Origin of the sequence: Pontibacter pamirensis (genome assembly GCF_010015475.1) — a bacterium.
Taxonomy (GTDB): Bacteria; Bacteroidota; Bacteroidia; order Cytophagales; family Hymenobacteraceae; genus Pontibacter; species Pontibacter pamirensis.
Genome location: NZ_SSNI01000035.1, coordinates 43822 through 61267 on the forward strand (window position 1 = coordinate 43822; position 17446 = coordinate 61267).

Sequence of the window (17446 nt, forward strand, 5' to 3'; positions counted from 1 at the left end):
TTCTTTGTCGCCACAACTTATCCATTATTTCTTTGTGACTATGTTGAATTCATAAGAAAAACCTTAATTGCTAGTCCAATGGAAAACACCAAGCTCACCCGGCAGGAGCTGCACAGGCAGGTGTGGTCAGAACCCATGATCAGCATTGCCAGAAAATTTGAAGTGTCGGATTATGAACTGCGTAAACTGTGTAAGAAGTTACAGATCCCTACTCCGAGATCAGGACACTGGCAAAAGGTCAGGACTGGAAAGACAGTTCCTGTCCCTGAACTACCCGCAGATGCTTCAAGAGAGCAAGAAATTGATTTGAGAGCCATTACTGCACCTAGAGGCTCTTTGAAGCCTTTGGCTCTATTGCAGAAGGAAATTGAAGAGAATCTGAAAGGCATGCTAAAGGTACCAACCCGCCTTACCAATCCAGATAAGCTTATTACTGCATTCCAAGCCAACATCGAGGAGCGAAGCCGAAAATACCGTTTCACCGGTTTAATTAACCCACATTATGGTTTCATGGACATAAAAGTCTCAAAACGTCTCCTCTCTCGTACGCTTATTTTAATGGACACCCTAATATAGGCCCCAAAAGCCAGAGGCCACACAATGGAGGTGGGGAGCTATGGGAACAACATTCGTGTCGGGGAGGAAAGGTTTGAAGTCGCCATCAGAGAAAAGCTCAAAAGATCAGATGAAATCAAAAAAGGAAATTACTCCTATGATTACACTCCAACAGGATTACTTGTACTCTGGGTTGGCAGGCACTGGAGCGGGAGAGAGTGGCAGGATGGTAAGCAATGATGTTAGAGAGCAGGCTCTCCAACATCATTGCTTACCTGGAGCTAAAGGCTAAGAAAGAAGAGGAGTTCAGGCTGAACGCACAGAAAGCCAATGCAGCCCGTCTTGAAAAGGAGCGGATATTACGGGAGCAGGAGGCACGCAAGGAACAGGAGCTGGCCAGTTTCAAGAGGCTGCTTCAGCACTCGAAACGGTGGCATAAGACCCAGGTGCTGCGGGAATACATAGCTTCTGTAGCCTAGCAGGCCAAGGCAACTGATACTTCAAATCATGAATTGAAACAATGGCTCGTGTGGGCAAAACAAAAGGCAGACTGGTATGACCCTCAGGTAAACAGCCCGGATGATATAGACAAAGACACGCTTTCGCCTAAAAAGAAAGCTTCATCTTAAAAGTAAAGGCATCTCTCGCCACTTCATTATCTTCTTTTCAGCTGGTCTTAGAATTAATACAAAAATGTGTGCCTCTATGAATATGTAGAAGCACCAGTTCATGCCTATACCTACATCACGGCTCCTGTTGCTTTAGTTTATAAAAGCTACTGCGTGTTCTTTGTTGTTGTTACGCTTTGGTTTATATTGAGATAGTGAAGAAGTAGAGACAAGCTACCAACACAGGTACCTTGAACCTTCCTTCGTTTCTCAGCTCCCGGATGGCCGTCATAAAACCACCGCATCATGAAGCACCTGAAGAAGTTTCTGACCCGCCTGCAGACCTTTGAGCTCCACCTTGTCGAGAGGAAGATGCCTGTAGGCCCTTTTGGCCAACAGGTGAAGACAGGCTACGACCTCAGGCATGAGACGCATTACGACGAGGCCGCTGTTTTCGAAAGTGAGCTCAAGCTCCTCTCTGAGATGGCCGCACTCGATCTGCTTTCCCTCCACCACAGGCAGCTGCAAGTGGTTTTGGAGCAAATCACCGGGATAGAGGAGCGGTTTAGGGCCTTTTGGGTCAACTTTCACAACCACACCCTGGACTATGGGCAGGTCTATCCAGCTGGTTACCTGCATCAGATGAACCTGCCTGACCTGTTTGTCATACACAACCTGCAGCCCTTCTATGCGCACGTAGAGGTTCGCGAGGAGTTGGTCGATGACCTGAGTGAGTCGGTCAAGCTACGGGAATCCTTGCTGGCCAAATTTATCCGGAGTGTAACGGCCCTGCTACCCGCCCCGGAGGAGCAGGATTCTCTCCCGCTTGAACCCGCCCCTGCCAGGCCTGTTACAGGTTATCCTCACTTTGTGGATGGGGTAACGGAGAAGCTCTTTGAAATCTTCAAGGGATATTTCACCCCGGAGGACCAGGAGCAGCTGCTGCCCCTCCTGCAGGAGAACCAATCCCCCTCCTCCCCCCTGCTCTTTCACGGGAACGGCAATCAGCTGGCCGACGCCTTCAAACAGCTCTACGAAGCCAATCTTCTCGTGGGCTGTCTGAAAGGAGAGCTCGAGGCATGGATATCTGCAAACTTTGCTTATGTGTACCGAAAGCAGCAAAGAACCCTGCCGCCTAACTACCTGGCCGCCATCATCTCCTCCAACGCCAAGCCCTGCCAGTCTCCTATCCTGGACGTGCGGAAGCAGCCGGACGGCACCTACACCGTCTTTCCCGTTGTCCGCACTCAAAAAAACTACACTATCCAGTAAGATACAGGTAGGATAGGGCATGACCTTCTTGCAACCCTTCCAAACAAGTCCCTACCATTGCAGCACAAACCAAAAACAATGCTGTTATGGAAAACTTCACCTTTGAGCAACTGCCGCAGGCCATGCGCCTGCTGCATGAGAAAATGAATCACCTGGAGCGCCTGCTGGAGGAGCGTCACCCCCAACAGGAGCAGGAGGACATCTTCAACGTCAGCCAGGCTGCCGCCTTCCTCCATCTTTCCGTTGCCACGCTTTACATGAAAGTCAGCCGCAGGGAGGTTCCTGTCAGTAAGCGGGGGAAGCGGCTCTACTTTTACAAAAGCGAGCTGGCTGAGTGGATACGGCAGGGCCGGAACAAAACCGTTGCCGAGATAAGGCAGGAAGCAGGGCAGCTTATTCTCAGCAAAAGAAATAAGGTCTGACCTTTAATCCACTGGCTCATGGAAGAGACAGAACCCTTCGCCCTGGGCGCGCCGGAGAGCTACATCCGGGTGCAGACCTCCTACTACAAGCGCTGCCGCCAGCCCACCATCCAGGGAGACTATGTGGAGCTGTGGATTCCCTGGTCTTCAGAGACACTCCGCCAAGACCTTCCGCGCAAGGAGGTAAAGAGGATTCGCCGCTTCGACGGCTTCTGCTGCGTGCCCAGCCACCTGCACTACCAGGAGGCGGTGGGAAACTTCTACAACCTCTACCATCCGCTGCCCTGGCAGCCGGAGGAGGGCCCCTGCGAGCAGACCCTGTTCTTTCTGAGGCACATCTTCGGAGAGCAGTATGAATTAGGGTTGGATTACCTGACACTCCTGTACCGGAGCCCCACGCAGCACCTGCCGGTGCTGTGCCTGGTGTCCCGGGAGCGCAAGACGGGAAAGACCACCTTTCTCAACCTGCTCAAGCTCATATTCGGCCGCAACGTGACCTTCAACGGCAACAGCGACTTCCGGTCACAGTTCAACTCCGACTGGATGAACACACTCCTCATCGCCGTGGACGAGGTGCTGCTTGGGCGTAAGGAGGACTCGGAGAAAATCAAGAACCTTAGCACGGCCCGCACCGCCAAAATAGAAGCCAAAGGCAAGGACCGCCGCGAAACAGAGTTCTTCGGCAAGTTCGTGCTCTGCTCCAACAACGAGGAGGACTTCCTGGTGATTGAGCCTACCGAGACGCGCTACTGGGTCAGGAAAGTGCCGCCGCTGGAGCGGGAGAACATCCACCTGCTCAGCCAGATGAGGCAGGAGGTCCCGCAGCTCCTGCACCTGCTGCTGAGGCGGCCGCTGTCTGTTCCGCAGGGGCTGACGCGTATGTGGTTCTCCGAAAAGCAGCTTCGGACGGACGCGCTGCTGCGCGTGATGCAGGGCAGCCGCAACAAGGTGGAGACAGAGCTGCTCCTGCTGCTCCGGGAGCTTTTCGAGGCCACCGGGGACGGGCAGATGTGCTTTACGGCAAAGGACATGCTTGAGCTGCTCCGGCGGCACATGCCCCGCCTCTCGCGGCAGGAGGTGCGCCGGGTGCTGCAGCGGGAATGGGGCCTGGTGCCGGCAACGAACAGCCTGAGCTACCAGACCTACCGTTACGACGCGCAGGGCGAGCCCTGCCAGGTACGGCTCACCGGCAGGTTCTACAGCGTTTCCCAGAGCTGGCTCAGGCAGCGGTTTGATGAGGACGGCTGATTCCGCCTGCATCCTACTGTATATCAATCATTTACTTACTCATCAAGGTGTTTTTTAATTTGATGAGAAATGATGAGAACGATGAGTTTCCTCATCATACAGAAAAAGCCTGATGAGGGCATGATGAACATGTATATTACTTAGATTCAACCCCTTGCATAATACCCTCATCACCCCATCGGAATCCCGCCGGGTCTCAGGATGTCAGTTTTTAAGCTTGCTTATGAAAGGAAAAAGATATGAATATTCAGCAGATCAACAACGCATTGTCCATTACGGACTACCTGGCCAGTCAGGGCATTCAGCCTGTCCGCAGGAAGGGGGGCGACTGGTGGTACGTCTCCCCTATCCGCCCCGCCGAATACTCTCCCTCCTTTAAGGTCAGCACCAAACTCAACCGCTGGTACGACCACGGCACCGGGGAAGGCGGAAAGGTATTTGACCTGGCCCTGCGCCTCCATCCCACCGGTACTATCCAGGAAACTATCAAAAGCCTCTTCAGCCAGTTTTTTCTTTCACAAGCAAATGATGTTCCAGGCCTAAAGCAGGGTGAGCGTCACCCAGCCAAGGTCAGTCAGAACAGGGCGCATGCTCCTGAACCCGGCATCACTGTCCTGGACGTGCAGGAGCTGGGCCAAAGCAGTCACCTTACCTGTTACCTGCGCAAACGGGGCATCCGGCTGTCCACCGCCAAGCCCTACTGTAAGGAAGTGAAATTTGTCATAGAAGGCAGGGAGTACCAAGCCATCGGGTTCGGGAACCGCTCCGGCGGGTACGAGCTGCGCAGCGCCTGGTTCAAGGGCTCCTCCTCCCCCAAGGACATCACTTTCGTGGACAACGGCTCCGGCACTGTCTGCCTGCTGGAAGGGTTTATGGATTTCCTCTCACTGCTGGAGCTAAAGTCGCAGCACCCTGACAAGTCGAACTTCCTGGTTCTGAACTCTGCCTCCCTCACAGACAGGAGTCTTGGGCTGCTACGGCAGCACCAGGGGGTATACTTCTTCCTGGACCGGGACCAGGCCGGTAGGCGGGTAGCGGAGTCGCTGCAATGTTCAGGAGTGGAGGGCATCGACTGCTCCGCCTTTTACAACGGCCACAAGGATGTGAACGAATATTTGGCAGCCAGGAGGAACAGGGCAAGACGGCATCGCCGAAGGCCCGGCCATCTATAAGGCCTTCCTCTTCAGAAGCTTTTTTAAAGCGTCTCTTAAGTAGGGAGCAAGTTTGTGTTTTTGTCATACAAAAACCTCCTCACGGCCAGTGGCCACGACCTGTGTTCCCGGTGGTCGCAACAGGGAAACATCATATCACCTCAAAGAAAGAAGGACATGGAAACGAATGCAGCCGAGCGGCAGGGCCCGCCGCTAAAGAAAGGTGGCCGCCCCACCAAGAGAGTGAAGCGAAGCTGTACAGTGGTAGTGCGGATGACGGAGACAGAGCGGCTCCTGGTAAATGGTAAGGCCCGGGAGGCGGGCATACGCACCTCGGCATGGTTCCGGGCGGCGGCCAAAAAGGCGGTAGTAGTGGCGCGGCTCCCCCCCGAGGAGGCTGCCCTGTTGCGCATGCTCTCAGGGCTTGCCAACAACCTCAACCAGCTCGCCCGCCTGGCTCACCGCGAGGGGCTGCTCTCTGTGCAGGGTAAGTGTCGCCAGGCCCTTGACGAGATAGACCGCCTGCTTCAAAGTCTACGTAAAGATGATAGGAAAAGTGATAACGGGTAAGAGCTTCTCGGGCTGCGTGCGCTATGTGGTGCAGAAGGAAGGGGCTCGAGTACTGGATGCGGAGGGTATCCGGACGGATACCGTCTCTGCCATGGTCGCTGACTTCAACCTGCAGCGTAGCTTGAACCCGGAGCTAGGGAAGGCGGTGGGCCATATTGCTCTGAGTTGGAGCACGCAGGATAGGGACAAGCTAACACCTCAGATAATGGCTGAGCGGGCACGGGAGTACCTGGAGAAGATGCAGATCAGGGACACACAATACCTCATCGTCGAGCACCGCGACCGGGAGCACCCGCACCTGCACATCGTCTACAACAGAGTAGACTTCCAGGGCAGGACAATCACAGACAAATTAGAGCGGAGACGCAACGCCAAGTTGTGTCGGGAAATGACCATCCGCTACGGCTACTACTTGGCGCCGGGCAAGGAGCAGGTGAACCGCCAGCTCCTCACGGGGGCTGATAAGCTGAAATATGAATTGCACGACACTATCAAAGAGGCAGTGGGCAAGGCAAAGAACTGGCAGGAAATGGAACGGCTGCTCCAGGCTAAAGGCGTCACCCTCCACTACAAATACCGGAGGGGAACAGACCAGGTGCAGGGCGTAAGTTTCTGCGAAGGGAATCTCAGCTTCAGGGGCTCCAGGATTGATAGGAGCCTGAGTTACGGGGCCATCAGCAAACAGCTGGAGAGGAACAGGCAGCAGGAACAGCAGTTCACAACTGCTCTGAGGCCGCAAACCTCATATAACCAAAGTCCTACTCCCTCACTCATCTCGCAGCAGTCCTCTTCGCTTTACACCATATTTATCCCGACCAGGGACTTACTGGCTCCCTCTATTGGAGAGGCTGAGCAAACAGCACACATGGTTGAATATGAACTGAGGAAGAAGAAACGTAAAAAGAAAAGGAGAAGACACCTATGACACCAGAAGAACTAGAGGAAAGAATGGCCGACACGGAACGCGTGCTCGCCCTACACGGCAAGCGGCTGGAGAAACTCGAGCAGCAAACCATTTCTGAGAGAGACAAGCCTGAACAAGCAAATATAGGACAGGCAGAACAGGCGCCTAATCCCTGCGCCCAGTTTGAGGAGTTGAAAAAGATTCTGAGGCGGCAGGACCTGAGCGTCCAGGCGCTGCAGGTTCACACCCTCATCAGCTCCTTCCGCGACACCATATCCAAACTACCGAAGGTGCTGCCCGTCCGACACCACCACCACTTCGAAGATAATTCCAGGGGCTTTGTGACTGGGGGAATTATTCTATTACTAACAACTGCTGTTTCAGTCGGGCTTAGCTTCGGTCTGTACAGGGAGAACAGCAGGCTTGTGGAAAGCGGCGTAAAACTGAAGATGATTAGGCAGGTTTATCCGGGTGCAGCCTTATGGGTAGACTCTACTTTTGCCCGAAATCCGGAAGAGGCTATAAACTTGGTTGAAAAGCTGGTGGAAGAGAGTGATACACTCCCATTGCAAGAGAGAAAAAAAAACACATCATTATAAGCTTTGGGTAACTCTAAGGTAGTTATTCAACTTTGCTCCTGGGGAAAACATAAATAAACTTGTCGTGGTCCTATAGATCCGCTACACCTACTGAACAGAGAATTTTAGTATTTTATCTTGCCTGTCATATTTCTGAAGCGCTTCCATAATATATATAAAGACTGAAATTACAGAAATAATGGTGGATTTTTGGATAACTCTATCGAGTTACCCACAAGTCCACCATTATAGCAATAGTAATAACTTGAGATTGCTTCAAGAGCTAGAATGTAGCGTATCTATTGAACCTTCACAGTTACTCACTAATGAATAATGTTTGATAGTAGCAGGTTATAAGTTAAATTACTTCAAATAGATGCTTCTCTTCTTCACTTCTTACACTATCAGCAGGTAGGCGAATGTCAAGCAACAATGTTCTTATAGAATAGCGTGGGTCGACATCCTGTGTTTGTCTCTTCAGTAAATCATGCAGTTCAGGCAAAGACTTTTCTTTGACAGGCTTATTATGGTATTCGCCATAGTGCCAGCCTACCAAATAAATGCCATGTTTGTACCTTTGGTCCCTAAGATAAGGAACTAATTGATCGTTAAGCGCAGTCTCTACCTCTTTGTTTTTACTCAGTTTGACCTCAATTACGACTGTTACTACGTCAAATTTGTTGCCCGTTGCATCCCGAGAAAAAGCCTCAATGTAGATGTCCGTGCGTTGCCCACTTTCAGGACCTAAGGACGGTCGAATCTCTACTTCTCGCTTAACCGATATATCTGCCCTTTGAAGATCTTGCGTGAGATGACGACGAATAACGTTGGAAAGAAAATTCTCATTTCTTACTTCATAGCCCAGTGTTTTACGTCTATCCGCTGAATCTTTAACAGGAATCCATAGGACTTCCGCGGCGATCAACTCATTGTGCAGGTCAGCTTGGAAGCGTTCCAATGATTCTATAATCAACTCCTGTAGGTCAGTTGCTGACTTTACCCAACGGCGGTTAGCTTCCTTACCGAGAGAAATCAACGCATCAGGAGTTATAGGCTCCCATGAATTACGTCGCAAGTTTTCCCTAACCTGATCAAGGCGTACTCTAATCCAATATGGCTCTCCCATTTGGGTTGACAACTGCTTGAGTATTTCCCAAGCTGCCACAGAACCACGAGAAGCTAATTCAGTCACCGCACCTATGCGCAGCATAGCGAAGTGTCCTTTAGAAGAACCTTCCCAATCATCTACATCCTCAGGCGTAAGCTGAAAAGCGTATGTGAGCCATAGGATGAAAGCAAGTAATTGCTCTTCATCAAATAGTGTCAAGAATTGAAAATCTTCCTGCTTTGAATGGCTGAAGTTTCTATTTATTACTGTTGCGGCAATATTTGGCTGAGCACTTAATCTAATCCACAAGTCCATGAATCATGATGTTTTTTAAGTAGCCATCTATACGCTGCAATTGTTAAACGAGGTCTTTCTAATACCTGTGTTGGACAATCAAAAGGCTTCAAAACTAATTCACTTGCGTAGTCCAAAGCAGGTTGATAGCCCGCATTTAACATGTCAACCAATACTGAAGCACTAAAATCTTCCCGCCACACATTTGATTTGATGGCTATAAGTATTTTTTCTGGAAAATTAGCTTTTGGTAGTACTTGATACCAACTTTTGAAGTGGTAATAACCACTCCCATCCTGATTATTATGATGTGCATCAGCTTGTAGAAAAACTGCAGAATCGATAGCAGTGGGGGCAATAGTCGCAGCCAATTTAGTTAATTCAAATTGATGATTTCTATCCAGAACACTTTCTAATTGAACCAGAAAGCAGGCCCAATCTTCCCAAAATTTTTCTGAAAGGCTCTGTACACAAACAATACGCTGGCTCTGGCTTAGCAAAAGTGCCCGGTAAAGGGAAATGGAAAAGTTATTTACACCACCCCCTAAAGTATAAGATTCTTTAGGGGGAATAGGATAACGAGACACGACATCATAAGCCAAGTCAACTACCTGAGAATGTTGCACCGTCGACAGCTTTGCCCAGCGGTTAGACAAACTAATATCATAATAAGTAAAAAAATTTGTTTTGGTTTTATGTGAACTTATGTAGTGAAGCAACATGTGCCATTCATGAAATGATGCAGCACTTCCCTTTGCTAGTATCTTTTGAACAGTTCTTCGCCAATTAGTTTTTTTGTGAAGTGTAAGCTTACGTCTTTCCTTCTTATTTCTTATTTGCTTTCTTTTACCCTGCTCTCTTATATTATAACTTTTCTTATTTCGTACCGCCTCATTACTGGTTAATTTAACAGCCTTGCACCATGGAGAGAAAGCTTTTCTACTTGACGCAAACTTACGCTTAGCCTCATGTAGTTGATCATATCGTGTTCCGTAGTTTGTCTCATTATTGCCTAAAGTTGTTTTCATTAAAAGGAACATCAGTACCTGTGTAAGCCATTCCCTCTTCGAGGCAGTCAGGGGAGTAGAAAGCAAAGCATAAATTTTATCCCAGTCATCCTGCATAAGCAGAGCAGGAAAATTATTCATACTGTTCACAAGACTGTAAGCTTCCGGCCGAATCTTTCGATGCAACAAGCTTTCAAACAAAGTAAGCCGAGCTTCGTCAGTAGTTCCCTCTATACTGAATGGTTTAAAGTACTTGTCTGCAACATTGAACAAATCAGTCATGGAATCCAGAACCCTCGGCTCATACAAAAACTGCCAAGCCTGAGACAATACAAGATGATTTATTCTATCCCAGAAATCTTCATCTGAGTTTTGGTAATCAAGAACAGGTGAATTTAGTACTAACCAATGAAGACCGGAAATTACAGAGTCTAAGGAGAATTCTAATTCTACTCTTTCTATTTGATATAGAAAAAGACGATAGGAGCCCAAATAATTACTCTCTTTCTCTGGAGTTAGCAGGGGGAATAGCTCATCAGGATTAAGATGAGTCGGCCATAAAATACGCAGCAGGTCCCCCCGGAACTCATCACTAATATCTTCCTCTGGTATTTGCGTTTGTAGGGACCGCAGAGCTTCTCGGGCGTTATCATCTGCTAAATGAACTAAGAGGCTCAATGCGATGGAGCGTATAGAAAAGGGTAGCTGTTTATCAAGAGCCTGAGTAACCAGCGCAGGAACTAATTCCTTCACTTTACAAGCCAAAGCTACTTCAACAGCAAACCTTTGGGTTTGTCCAGGTGCTGCTGAATCAGTCAATATAGGTCTCAACTGCTCGACAAGCTTCGGATGACTCAGATGCTGCAGAAAGTTTCTTTCGCTGCTCTCCCGATAAGGGATGTATGACAGGTTACTCATCCAAACAATAAGACGCGCCACCAATGCAGCTCGCTGTGTGTTGCTCACCCGGCGTAGATCAGAGTGGGTCAACGCTATTGGGTCAAGCTCCAGAATGTCATGCCAGCAAAAAGGTTGAAGCTCTGCCAGCCAAGCAGCCGTCTCTTGCAAAGCAGGGACTATACCACCAGACGGATCTGCTGCTGATCGGAAAAGTGCACGCAAAGCTGCGGATGGCATTCCCAATTGCTTTAAATACCAAGCCGCCAAGAATTCTGCATAAGATTGGTGGGTCCATACTATACAACCATTTCCCAAATCAGTAAAAAGTCCTGTGTTTCTAAATAAATCGCGGATTGCTGATTCGGTAATTGATGCTCCCCTCCCCTCCCATTCAACTGTTTGGCCAGCTCCTACTGAATATGGGTCCAGCTCATTTGGCCCAATAGTTCCAGTAACTGGCTCAATATGTATTTGACGACGGTTAGTGAGCACCGCCAGATATGCCAAGTATCCTGCTAATAATAAGCGAGTGCGACTACTTACCCTATGTTGTTCATTACGGTCACGATCAGGCATTTCACACAAAGCCAAACAGCCTCGTTCGTACAAGCCTGCACGTCCAGCAGTTTCAGAAATACCAAAAGTAGGCTTGTTTGCGCGGAAAAGATTAATTAATAGCTGCAGCGTTACAGGGCTACTTGCAAGTGGTTGTGCATCTACTTCTGCAATTGCAGACAAGAATTGCTCAGAATCAAATCCTTCTTGCTCTGCTGCTTTTTTCACCTGTTGCTGGCTAAGCGGACTAAGCAGCAACACAGCAAATTCAGTAGAAGGTGGTTTTTTTTGCAATCCCCAAAGCTCCTGTAATGCTTCAGAAAAGGCGACAGGCCACACTGCATTCCGACAGGTAATTCGAAGACGTAAACGCTGACGATCAAAGCGTCTTAGTACACGTAAAATACCTTCTTGTAATTTATTGATACTTAAAAGTCCTTCGTCTAAACTATCCAGCCATAAAGTAAGAATGGAATCATTATTCTTCCACTTCTCGACTTCAGGCGAATTTTCTAACTCATACCGAAGGCTCTCTTCTGTATTAAATGTACCAAGGTTAAGAAATAGATGTTCAGTTAGCCCCAAGCAAGCCACCTGTTGCTTTTTCCACTCATGAGACTTCCCAATACCAGGCTCTCCCAATAATACTGCACACTTCAGATCCTGTCCGAGAGACTCCAACGTAACACCTTTCGGTATCTTCTCAAGACCAGGGCCCATTTCTGCGTCTACTATGTAACCAGATCTATCAACTTCATAATGGTGCTTCTGAGAGGTAGAATCTGAACTTATGGTAAGCCAGCGGCGCTCCCAAGGATAGGTATTATTCATTGAAAACAATGGTAATTCTGTATTAATTTAGGTTCGCAACAGTAGGCATTAGGCTCCCTGCTAAGGTACGACTTACAGCACTAAGAATAAACTTTCAGCAATACTTACGAATCGCAGCACTTGTCAAGTGCCTGTTTGATGCGGGCAATACTAAAGATAAGTACTGATGGGACAATATCAGAAAAACAGACTTGCTGTGTGCAAATTGTGTGCACATAAAAAAAGCACTTACAAGTTTTACCTTATAAGTGCTTGATAATGAAGTGATCCCGTTTGGAATCATAATAATTTAGTTAAAAATCTCATTTTTAGATACTTAATTTTTTAGTGTAACGCAATTTGTAACTACAATTTTTCTATTTATCGCTATAGTCAGCACCTAAGAGCTTGTTACCTTCGCAAATTTATAAGGTCTGCAATATTCCACCAGACTGCTAGGATTCCATTTACTCCCTCCGGTCTTGTATGTCACTAATGGCCTCTCCTTGAAGTATCCATCTGCAAAAATCAGGTTGCGGTCTTGGGAGTTTGAATTAATAAACTATTCAAACTCCCTCCTCCTCTGTGTAGTCATCTTTGCTTATAGGCTGGAGGTTCTTCCATACTGACATAATATTTCTTCCCCTTTTGTAAACAAAGCCATGATACCACTGAGACTAGAGCGTAAAGGAAATAGAGTCCCAGCTCTATGGGTGGCGCCTGCTTTGCGCGGGAAAGCCACTGTTCCGGCAGCTGTACCGCACCACAGTGGATGCCATCGAGCAGTCCACTGTGGTGCGGTACAGCTGCAGCAGGCGCTGGAGAGCCAGGTGGACTCAGGGCCTACACGGTAGGGATACAGCTAAAATCCGGAGAAAGGAACAAGAGAATGAGGAAAAGGAACAAATCAAATATTACTCACTTATGCTATTGAATATGTTAGATGTTTAACATAAAACTTGTTATAGGTGAACCGGCATTCCCCCTTCTGAGGCACCTGTTTTAGGAGATGTTTTATTGCACTTTTACAGGGTAGCCACTGCCTCAAAGAACAGCGCTGGAACGTTTCGACAGTTGAATTTAAAAAAAGGGGGGCCTATATTGTAAGCTTTTAAACACTGGGTACTGCCGAAATGGAATCTTTTACGGTAATAGAAAGGTTCCTTCAGTAACCACAGTATTAGATATTTGCTATCGCTTATTATACACGTTCTATATGCTCACTCTTTCCAAAGCAAAAGGCCTTGCTCTTTTAGTCCTCTTCGCAGCCCTCTTCAGCGCCGCAGGCTGCACCAGGACATCACCGGAGGAGTACAACAGCAGAGCTGCTGACCCTGATTTGCTGCACCAGACTTCAAAGCAGCTGACCACCGTCATTATCCGCGACATTTTCAAGCCGCCGGTGGCTAGCCGGATATATTCGTATGCCAACCTTGCCGCCTATGAGGCCATGCGCCCCGCGGAAGCTGAATACCCCACTCTTGCTGGCAGAATCAGGGATTTCACACCAGTGCCCGCTCCTGAAGAGGGTGCAGAGTACTGCTACCCGCTGGCAAGCGTCAAGGCCTTTATCGCCGTGAGCAAGGCCCTTACCTTCTCTGTTGACATGTGGGACGAGTACGAGGTGGAACTAACCAAAAGTATGTGGCGATGGATATACCCCAGGATGTGTACGACCGCTCGGTGGCCTACGGAGAGCTGGTGGCCAAACACGTGCTGGACTATGCTGAGAAAGACAACTACAAGTACACGCGCGGCTACCGGCACGTGCTCACCTACTCAGAGGGTGATTGGGAGCCCACTCCGCCAATGTATGCGGAGGCCTGCGAGCCGAGGTGGAGCGCCATCCGCGCCTTCACCCTCGACTCCTGCACCCAGTTCACTCCTGCGCCTCCGGCACCCTATGACCTTAAGCCCGGCAGTGAGTTCCGCAAGATGGTGGACCAGGTCTATGACTACGGCAAGAACGCCACCCCGGAGCAGAAGGCGATTGCCTACTTCTGGGATGACAACGCCACCGTCTCCAACATCAAGGGGCACCTCTCTTACCTGAGCAAGAAGATGACCCCGCCGGGACACTGGCAAGCTATCGTCAGCACCATTGCCTGGGACCAGAAGCTGGACATGAGGCAGTCGCTCCAAGCCTATACCTTCTCCTCCATCGCCATGCACGAGGCCTTTATCGCCTGCTGGGAAGAAAAGTACCGCTCCAACCGCGTGCGCCCCGTCACCGTCATCAACCGGCTCCTGGGCGAGGGGTGGGAGCCTTACCTGCAGACGCCGCCCTTCCCCGAGTACGTGAGCGGCCACAGCTCGATATCGGCCTCTGCCGGAACAGTGCTCACGCACCTGCTGGGCGGGAACGTAGCATTCACCGACTCGACAGAGTATGAGTTCGGCCACGGGGTCCGCTCCTTCAAGTCCATTGAAGACGCTTACATGGAAACCTCCATGAGTCGGGTGTACGGCGGGATTCACTACCTGGACGGTGCCCTGGAAGGGACCAAGCAGGGGGAAGAGGTAGGCCAGTGGGTGTTATCAAAGCTGACGGGAAAACCCATTGAGAAAGATGTCACTAAGCAGATAGCAGGAAAGTAATAAGGAAGATAAAGCGAAAAGCTGTGCAGGGTGAAGAGATCTCAAAAACTTCAGCTCATATTCAACATGAAGCACCTTATAGGCTACAAACAATAAAGGCCCCTCATCCTGAGGAGCCTTTTGCTTTTTAAAAATCACTTAAACACACCCCATGCCTGCAGGAGGTGCCGAAGCTAAAAAGCAGGCACTGCCCCTGCAGAATAATGACGCAGTACCTGCCTTAGTTCTTAATCTATCTTGTACACCTTGCCGGTGTTCCCGTGGGGTCCCTGCGTGTCGGAGGTGAGCACGTAGACTTCGCCCTCTGAGTCCTGGCCGAAGCCCAGCAGGTAGGAGTTCAGGTCGCCGGTGGGCGTGTTGGCGAACTCCACTTCGTCGAAGTCATGCAGGGTTTCACCTAATATAGGCTCTGCTATGAACACCTTGCCGTTGGGCACCTCGTGTGTGGTGCTCCAGGTGCCGAAGATGTAGCGGCCGTCCCACATGGGCAGCTCGTTTCCGCGGTACACATAGCCACCTACTATCACCAGGCCTACTTCTCCTGTCTTAAATTGTATGATGGGCTCAGTCAGCGGAATGCCGCGCACGTCTATGTCCGGGCAGTGCTCATACGGGTTCAGAGGGCTTGACGCGTCAAAGCACAGCGTTCCCTCCATCACGTTCCAGCCGTAGTTGCCGCCCTTGGTCACCAGGTTTATCTCCTCCCTCAGCCCTTGCCCGGCATCCTGGGAGTAGAGGGCATGGGTGCCGCCCATGTCGAAGGAGAAGCGGTAGGGGTTGCGCAGGCCAAAAGCATACGTTTCATCCAACCCGTCCTTGCCTACAAAAGGATTGTCGGCCGGAATACCGTAGGGGGAGCCCCCGTCCACGTCGATGCGCAGGATGTCGCCCATGAAGTTCTGGTAGATGTCCTGCCCGTTGCCGCCCACGTTCCGCTCATACCAGTCGTCGACATGGCCGATGCCCTGGTCGTCGCGGTTACCGCCGTCGCCTATGGAGATGTAGAGGTAGTTGTCGATGGGGCTAAAGGCTAAGGTACCACCGTTATGGTTGGAATAAGGATGGTTCTGATGCAGGATTATTCTTTCTGAACCCTTGTCTGCTTTCATCGAATCACCCGACACCCGGTACTCGGCCACCACGTTGGTGTGGTCCCAGTCATCAGGCGCCTCTGGCCACAGCGGCACGCTATAGTAAAGGAAGAACCGGCCATTTGTGGCGTATTGGGGGTGGAAGGCGATGCCCAGCAGCCCCCTCTCATCGTATTCATCGTTGAGGTCAATTACCTTGTCGGTGATATCCAGGAAAGGCTCCTCCTGTAGCTCCCCGTCCTTGATGACTCTGATTACCCCCGGCTGCTCCAGGACGAAGAGCCTGCCGCTGCCGTCTGGCGCCTCCGTCAGCATCACCGGCGCGGTGAGACCCTCGGCCATCAGCTTCAGGGTTGGCTTGTTAGCTCCGGGTTTGCCCTTGTCCTTGTCTTTGATGATATCCTCGATCTGCTCACAGCCAGTGGCGAAAGCCAGGACAGCAAGGAACATGAATAGCCTGGTGCCCTGGCGTTTGGCATAGCGCAGCGCACTGTTCCCGTTTTTTGAATTTAGAGATGTAAAGTTCTTCATAGCTTGTGATTAAGTTTATTGTGAAAAACGTAATGATAGTCTCAGCACTAAGGTCCGGCACCAGGAATAGTACACAGCTGGTAAGCCATAGAGCTGAACCAGTATAGACCTTGGTGTTGAAGTCAGTGCTTTCCTTATAATTATAACAGTCTACTGGTTCACAGATATTTACGGCATATAACTGCGGGCGTACTCTAGGGGCAGAGTATTATGTGTAGGCACGTAGCTGTAGTAAGCGAACACTCACAAATTTGAAGGGAAGAGGAAGGTATCCTGCGTTGCATGTTATGACACTTTTCCTGCCTGTCATAACACAGATAAATGTCCCAAGAAACGTTGGTGGCTGTTGCACAACCGGTTGAAGATAGGCGTTAAAGGATAATGACCTATTGCTTAAAGTTATGCAGGGCAAGAAAACTTTCAAAGATGAGAAGGAGCTGCTCTTCTCGCTCTCGGCGCACGTGCCGGAGCACAACTTTTACCGCCGGCTCAAGCAGCAGTTGGACCTGGGCTTCTTCACCGAACTTGGGGTTACTACGGTAAGTGTGGTCAGCAGAGCATTGACCCAGTGGTGTTCTTCAAGCTCTGCCTGGTGGGCTACCTGGAGAACATCACTTCGGATAGGAAGCTCATCGAGCACTGCAGCCTTCGCCTGGACCTGCTTTACTTTCTCGATTATCAGCTTGACGAGTCCCTGCCCTGGCACTCCACCGTATCTCGCACCCGCCAGCTTTTCCCCGAGGCCTTGTTCGAGTCGCTCTTTGACAGGGTCTTCAGCCTGTGTGTGGAAGCGGGCATGGTGTCGGGCAGTACACAGGCCGTAGACTCAGCGCCCGTGAAGGCCAACGCCTCCATGGACAGCCTGCTGCTAAAGCAGCCACTGGAGTCAGTGCAACAGCAGGAGGCAGACAAACAACGGATGCTTCAGAAAAACAGCAAACCAGCACAGCTTATAACAGCTCCGGCCCATCAGCTCAGGAAGCTGGAAAAGCATCAGGAGAATATCAGGGGCACATTCACCTCATTGGGCTCAACCCATGAGAAGGCACAGCTGGTCAGCAACAAGACACACTACGCCCCGCACGACCCGGATGCCCGCATTTCCGTCAAGCCCGGCAAAGCCAGAAAACTCAATTACCACTGCAGCATGGCGGTTGATACGGCCAAAGGTGTTATTTCCCACATCCGGGCGGACTTTGCCGACGGCCGGGACAGCCAGCACCTGCCTTCCCTAGTGGTGCAGG

The 17446-nt window shown here is 50.1% G+C and carries 15 protein-coding genes and 1 pseudogene; 13 read left to right on the forward strand and 3 right to left on the reverse strand.

Features of this window, described 5'->3' with window-relative positions:
• The first annotated feature begins 78 nt into the window (after nt 1-78).
• The 10 genes from E1919_RS21400 (at nt 79) to E1919_RS21445 (ending at nt 7329) form a co-directional block, all read left to right on the forward strand.
• Nucleotides 79-576 carry a hypothetical protein gene (locus E1919_RS21400; RefSeq protein ID WP_162055461.1) on the forward strand — a complete coding sequence of 166 codons (498 nt, stop codon included), beginning with the start codon at nt 79-81 and terminating at the stop codon, nt 574-576.
• 24 nt (nt 577-600) lie between these two features.
• Entirely contained in the window at nt 601-795 is a 195-nt protein-coding gene (locus tag E1919_RS21405) for a hypothetical protein (protein WP_162055462.1), read from the forward strand.
• Entirely contained in the window at nt 792-1034 is a 243-nt protein-coding gene (locus tag E1919_RS21410; RefSeq protein WP_162055463.1) for a hypothetical protein, read from the forward strand. Before E1919_RS21405 ends, E1919_RS21410 begins: the two co-directional genes overlap by 4 nt.
• Before the next feature lie 435 nt (nt 1035-1469).
• On the forward strand, nt 1470-2435 hold the full coding sequence (locus E1919_RS21415) for a hypothetical protein (protein WP_162055464.1): 966 nt from the start codon (nt 1470-1472) through the stop codon (nt 2433-2435).
• An 86-nt stretch (nt 2436-2521) separates the two neighbouring features.
• Nucleotides 2522-2857 carry a helix-turn-helix domain-containing protein gene (locus E1919_RS21420; protein ID WP_162055465.1) on the forward strand — a complete coding sequence of 112 codons (336 nt, stop codon included), beginning with the start codon at nt 2522-2524 and terminating at the stop codon, nt 2855-2857.
• A gap of 69 nt (nt 2858-2926) precedes the next feature.
• Nucleotides 2927-4105 (forward strand): primase-helicase family protein, encoded by a 1179-nt coding sequence (locus tag E1919_RS21425; RefSeq protein ID WP_202915966.1) that lies wholly within the window; start codon nt 2927-2929, stop codon nt 4103-4105.
• A gap of 239 nt (nt 4106-4344) precedes the next feature.
• Nucleotides 4345-5277 carry a toprim domain-containing protein gene (locus E1919_RS21430; RefSeq protein WP_162055467.1) on the forward strand — a complete coding sequence of 311 codons (933 nt, stop codon included), beginning with the start codon at nt 4345-4347 and terminating at the stop codon, nt 5275-5277.
• Between the two features lie 60 nt (nt 5278-5337).
• Nucleotides 5338-5826, forward strand: a complete 489-nt coding sequence (locus E1919_RS21435) for a plasmid mobilization protein (RefSeq protein WP_162055468.1) — start codon at nt 5338-5340, stop codon at nt 5824-5826.
• Nucleotides 5801-6751 (forward strand): relaxase/mobilization nuclease domain-containing protein, encoded by a 951-nt coding sequence (locus E1919_RS21440; protein WP_162055469.1) that lies wholly within the window; start codon nt 5801-5803, stop codon nt 6749-6751. The genes E1919_RS21435 and E1919_RS21440 overlap by 26 nt, the downstream gene beginning before the upstream one ends.
• Nucleotides 6748-7329, forward strand: a complete 582-nt coding sequence (locus E1919_RS21445; RefSeq protein ID WP_162055470.1) for a hypothetical protein — start codon at nt 6748-6750, stop codon at nt 7327-7329. Before E1919_RS21440 ends, E1919_RS21445 begins: the two co-directional genes overlap by 4 nt.
• A gap of 337 nt (nt 7330-7666) precedes the next feature.
• On the opposite strand, the gene E1919_RS21450 is transcribed toward E1919_RS21445, so the two are convergent.
• On the reverse strand, nt 7667-8731 hold the full coding sequence (locus E1919_RS21450; RefSeq protein ID WP_162055471.1) for a hypothetical protein: 1065 nt from the start codon (nt 8729-8731) through the stop codon (nt 7667-7669).
• Complete coding sequence (locus E1919_RS21455; protein ID WP_162055472.1) at nt 8710-12003, reverse strand: NACHT domain-containing protein; 3294 nt, start codon at nt 12001-12003, stop codon at nt 8710-8712. The genes E1919_RS21450 and E1919_RS21455 overlap by 22 nt, the downstream gene beginning before the upstream one ends.
• 641 nt (nt 12004-12644) lie before the next feature.
• On the opposite strand from E1919_RS21455, the gene E1919_RS21460 reads away from it, so the two are divergent.
• A complete protein-coding gene (locus E1919_RS21460; protein WP_162055473.1) occupies nt 12645-12836 on the forward strand; it encodes a hypothetical protein in 192 nt (63 codons plus the stop codon).
• Between the two features lie 754 nt (nt 12837-13590).
• Complete coding sequence (locus E1919_RS21465; RefSeq protein ID WP_317168254.1) at nt 13591-14580, forward strand: vanadium-dependent haloperoxidase; 990 nt, start codon at nt 13591-13593, stop codon at nt 14578-14580.
• A 227-nt stretch (nt 14581-14807) separates the two neighbouring features.
• Here the strand turns inward: E1919_RS21465 and E1919_RS21470 are convergent, their stop codons facing one another.
• The gene (locus tag E1919_RS21470; RefSeq protein WP_202915967.1) at nt 14808-16202 is read right to left on the reverse strand and encodes a PQQ-dependent sugar dehydrogenase; all 1395 of its coding nucleotides are present in this window, start codon (nt 16200-16202) and stop codon (nt 14808-14810) included.
• Nucleotides 16203-16603: 401 nt separating this feature from the next.
• Between E1919_RS21470 and E1919_RS21475 the strand changes: the two are divergent.
• Nucleotides 16604-17446: pseudogene (locus E1919_RS21475) on the forward strand (transposase); the annotation flags it as partial.

Bases quoted from the DNA above. Each gene is read 5' to 3' on its own strand.
- E1919_RS21400 (WP_162055461.1), top strand. From the start codon at position 79: ATGGAAAACACCAAGCTCACCCGGCAGGAGCTGCACAGGCAGGTGTGG.
- E1919_RS21405 (WP_162055462.1), top strand. From the start codon at position 601: ATGGAGGTGGGGAGCTATGGGAACAACATTCGTGTCGGGGAGGAAAGG.
- E1919_RS21410 (WP_162055463.1), top strand. From the start codon at position 792: ATGATGTTAGAGAGCAGGCTCTCCAACATCATTGCTTACCTGGAGCTA.
- E1919_RS21415 (WP_162055464.1), top strand. From the start codon at position 1,470: ATGAAGCACCTGAAGAAGTTTCTGACCCGCCTGCAGACCTTTGAGCTC.
- E1919_RS21420 (WP_162055465.1), top strand. From the start codon at position 2,522: ATGGAAAACTTCACCTTTGAGCAACTGCCGCAGGCCATGCGCCTGCTG.
- E1919_RS21430 (WP_162055467.1), top strand. From the start codon at position 4,345: ATGAATATTCAGCAGATCAACAACGCATTGTCCATTACGGACTACCTG.
- E1919_RS21440 (WP_162055469.1), top strand. From the start codon at position 5,801: ATGATAGGAAAAGTGATAACGGGTAAGAGCTTCTCGGGCTGCGTGCGC.
- E1919_RS21445 (WP_162055470.1), top strand. From the start codon at position 6,748: ATGACACCAGAAGAACTAGAGGAAAGAATGGCCGACACGGAACGCGTG.
- E1919_RS21450 (WP_162055471.1), bottom strand. From the start codon at position 8,731: ATGGACTTGTGGATTAGATTAAGTGCTCAGCCAAATATTGCCGCAACA.
- E1919_RS21455 (WP_162055472.1), bottom strand. From the start codon at position 12,003: ATGAATAATACCTATCCTTGGGAGCGCCGCTGGCTTACCATAAGTTCA.
- E1919_RS21460 (WP_162055473.1), top strand. From the start codon at position 12,645: ATGATACCACTGAGACTAGAGCGTAAAGGAAATAGAGTCCCAGCTCTA.
- E1919_RS21470 (WP_202915967.1), bottom strand. From the start codon at position 16,202: ATGAAGAACTTTACATCTCTAAATTCAAAAAACGGGAACAGTGCGCTG.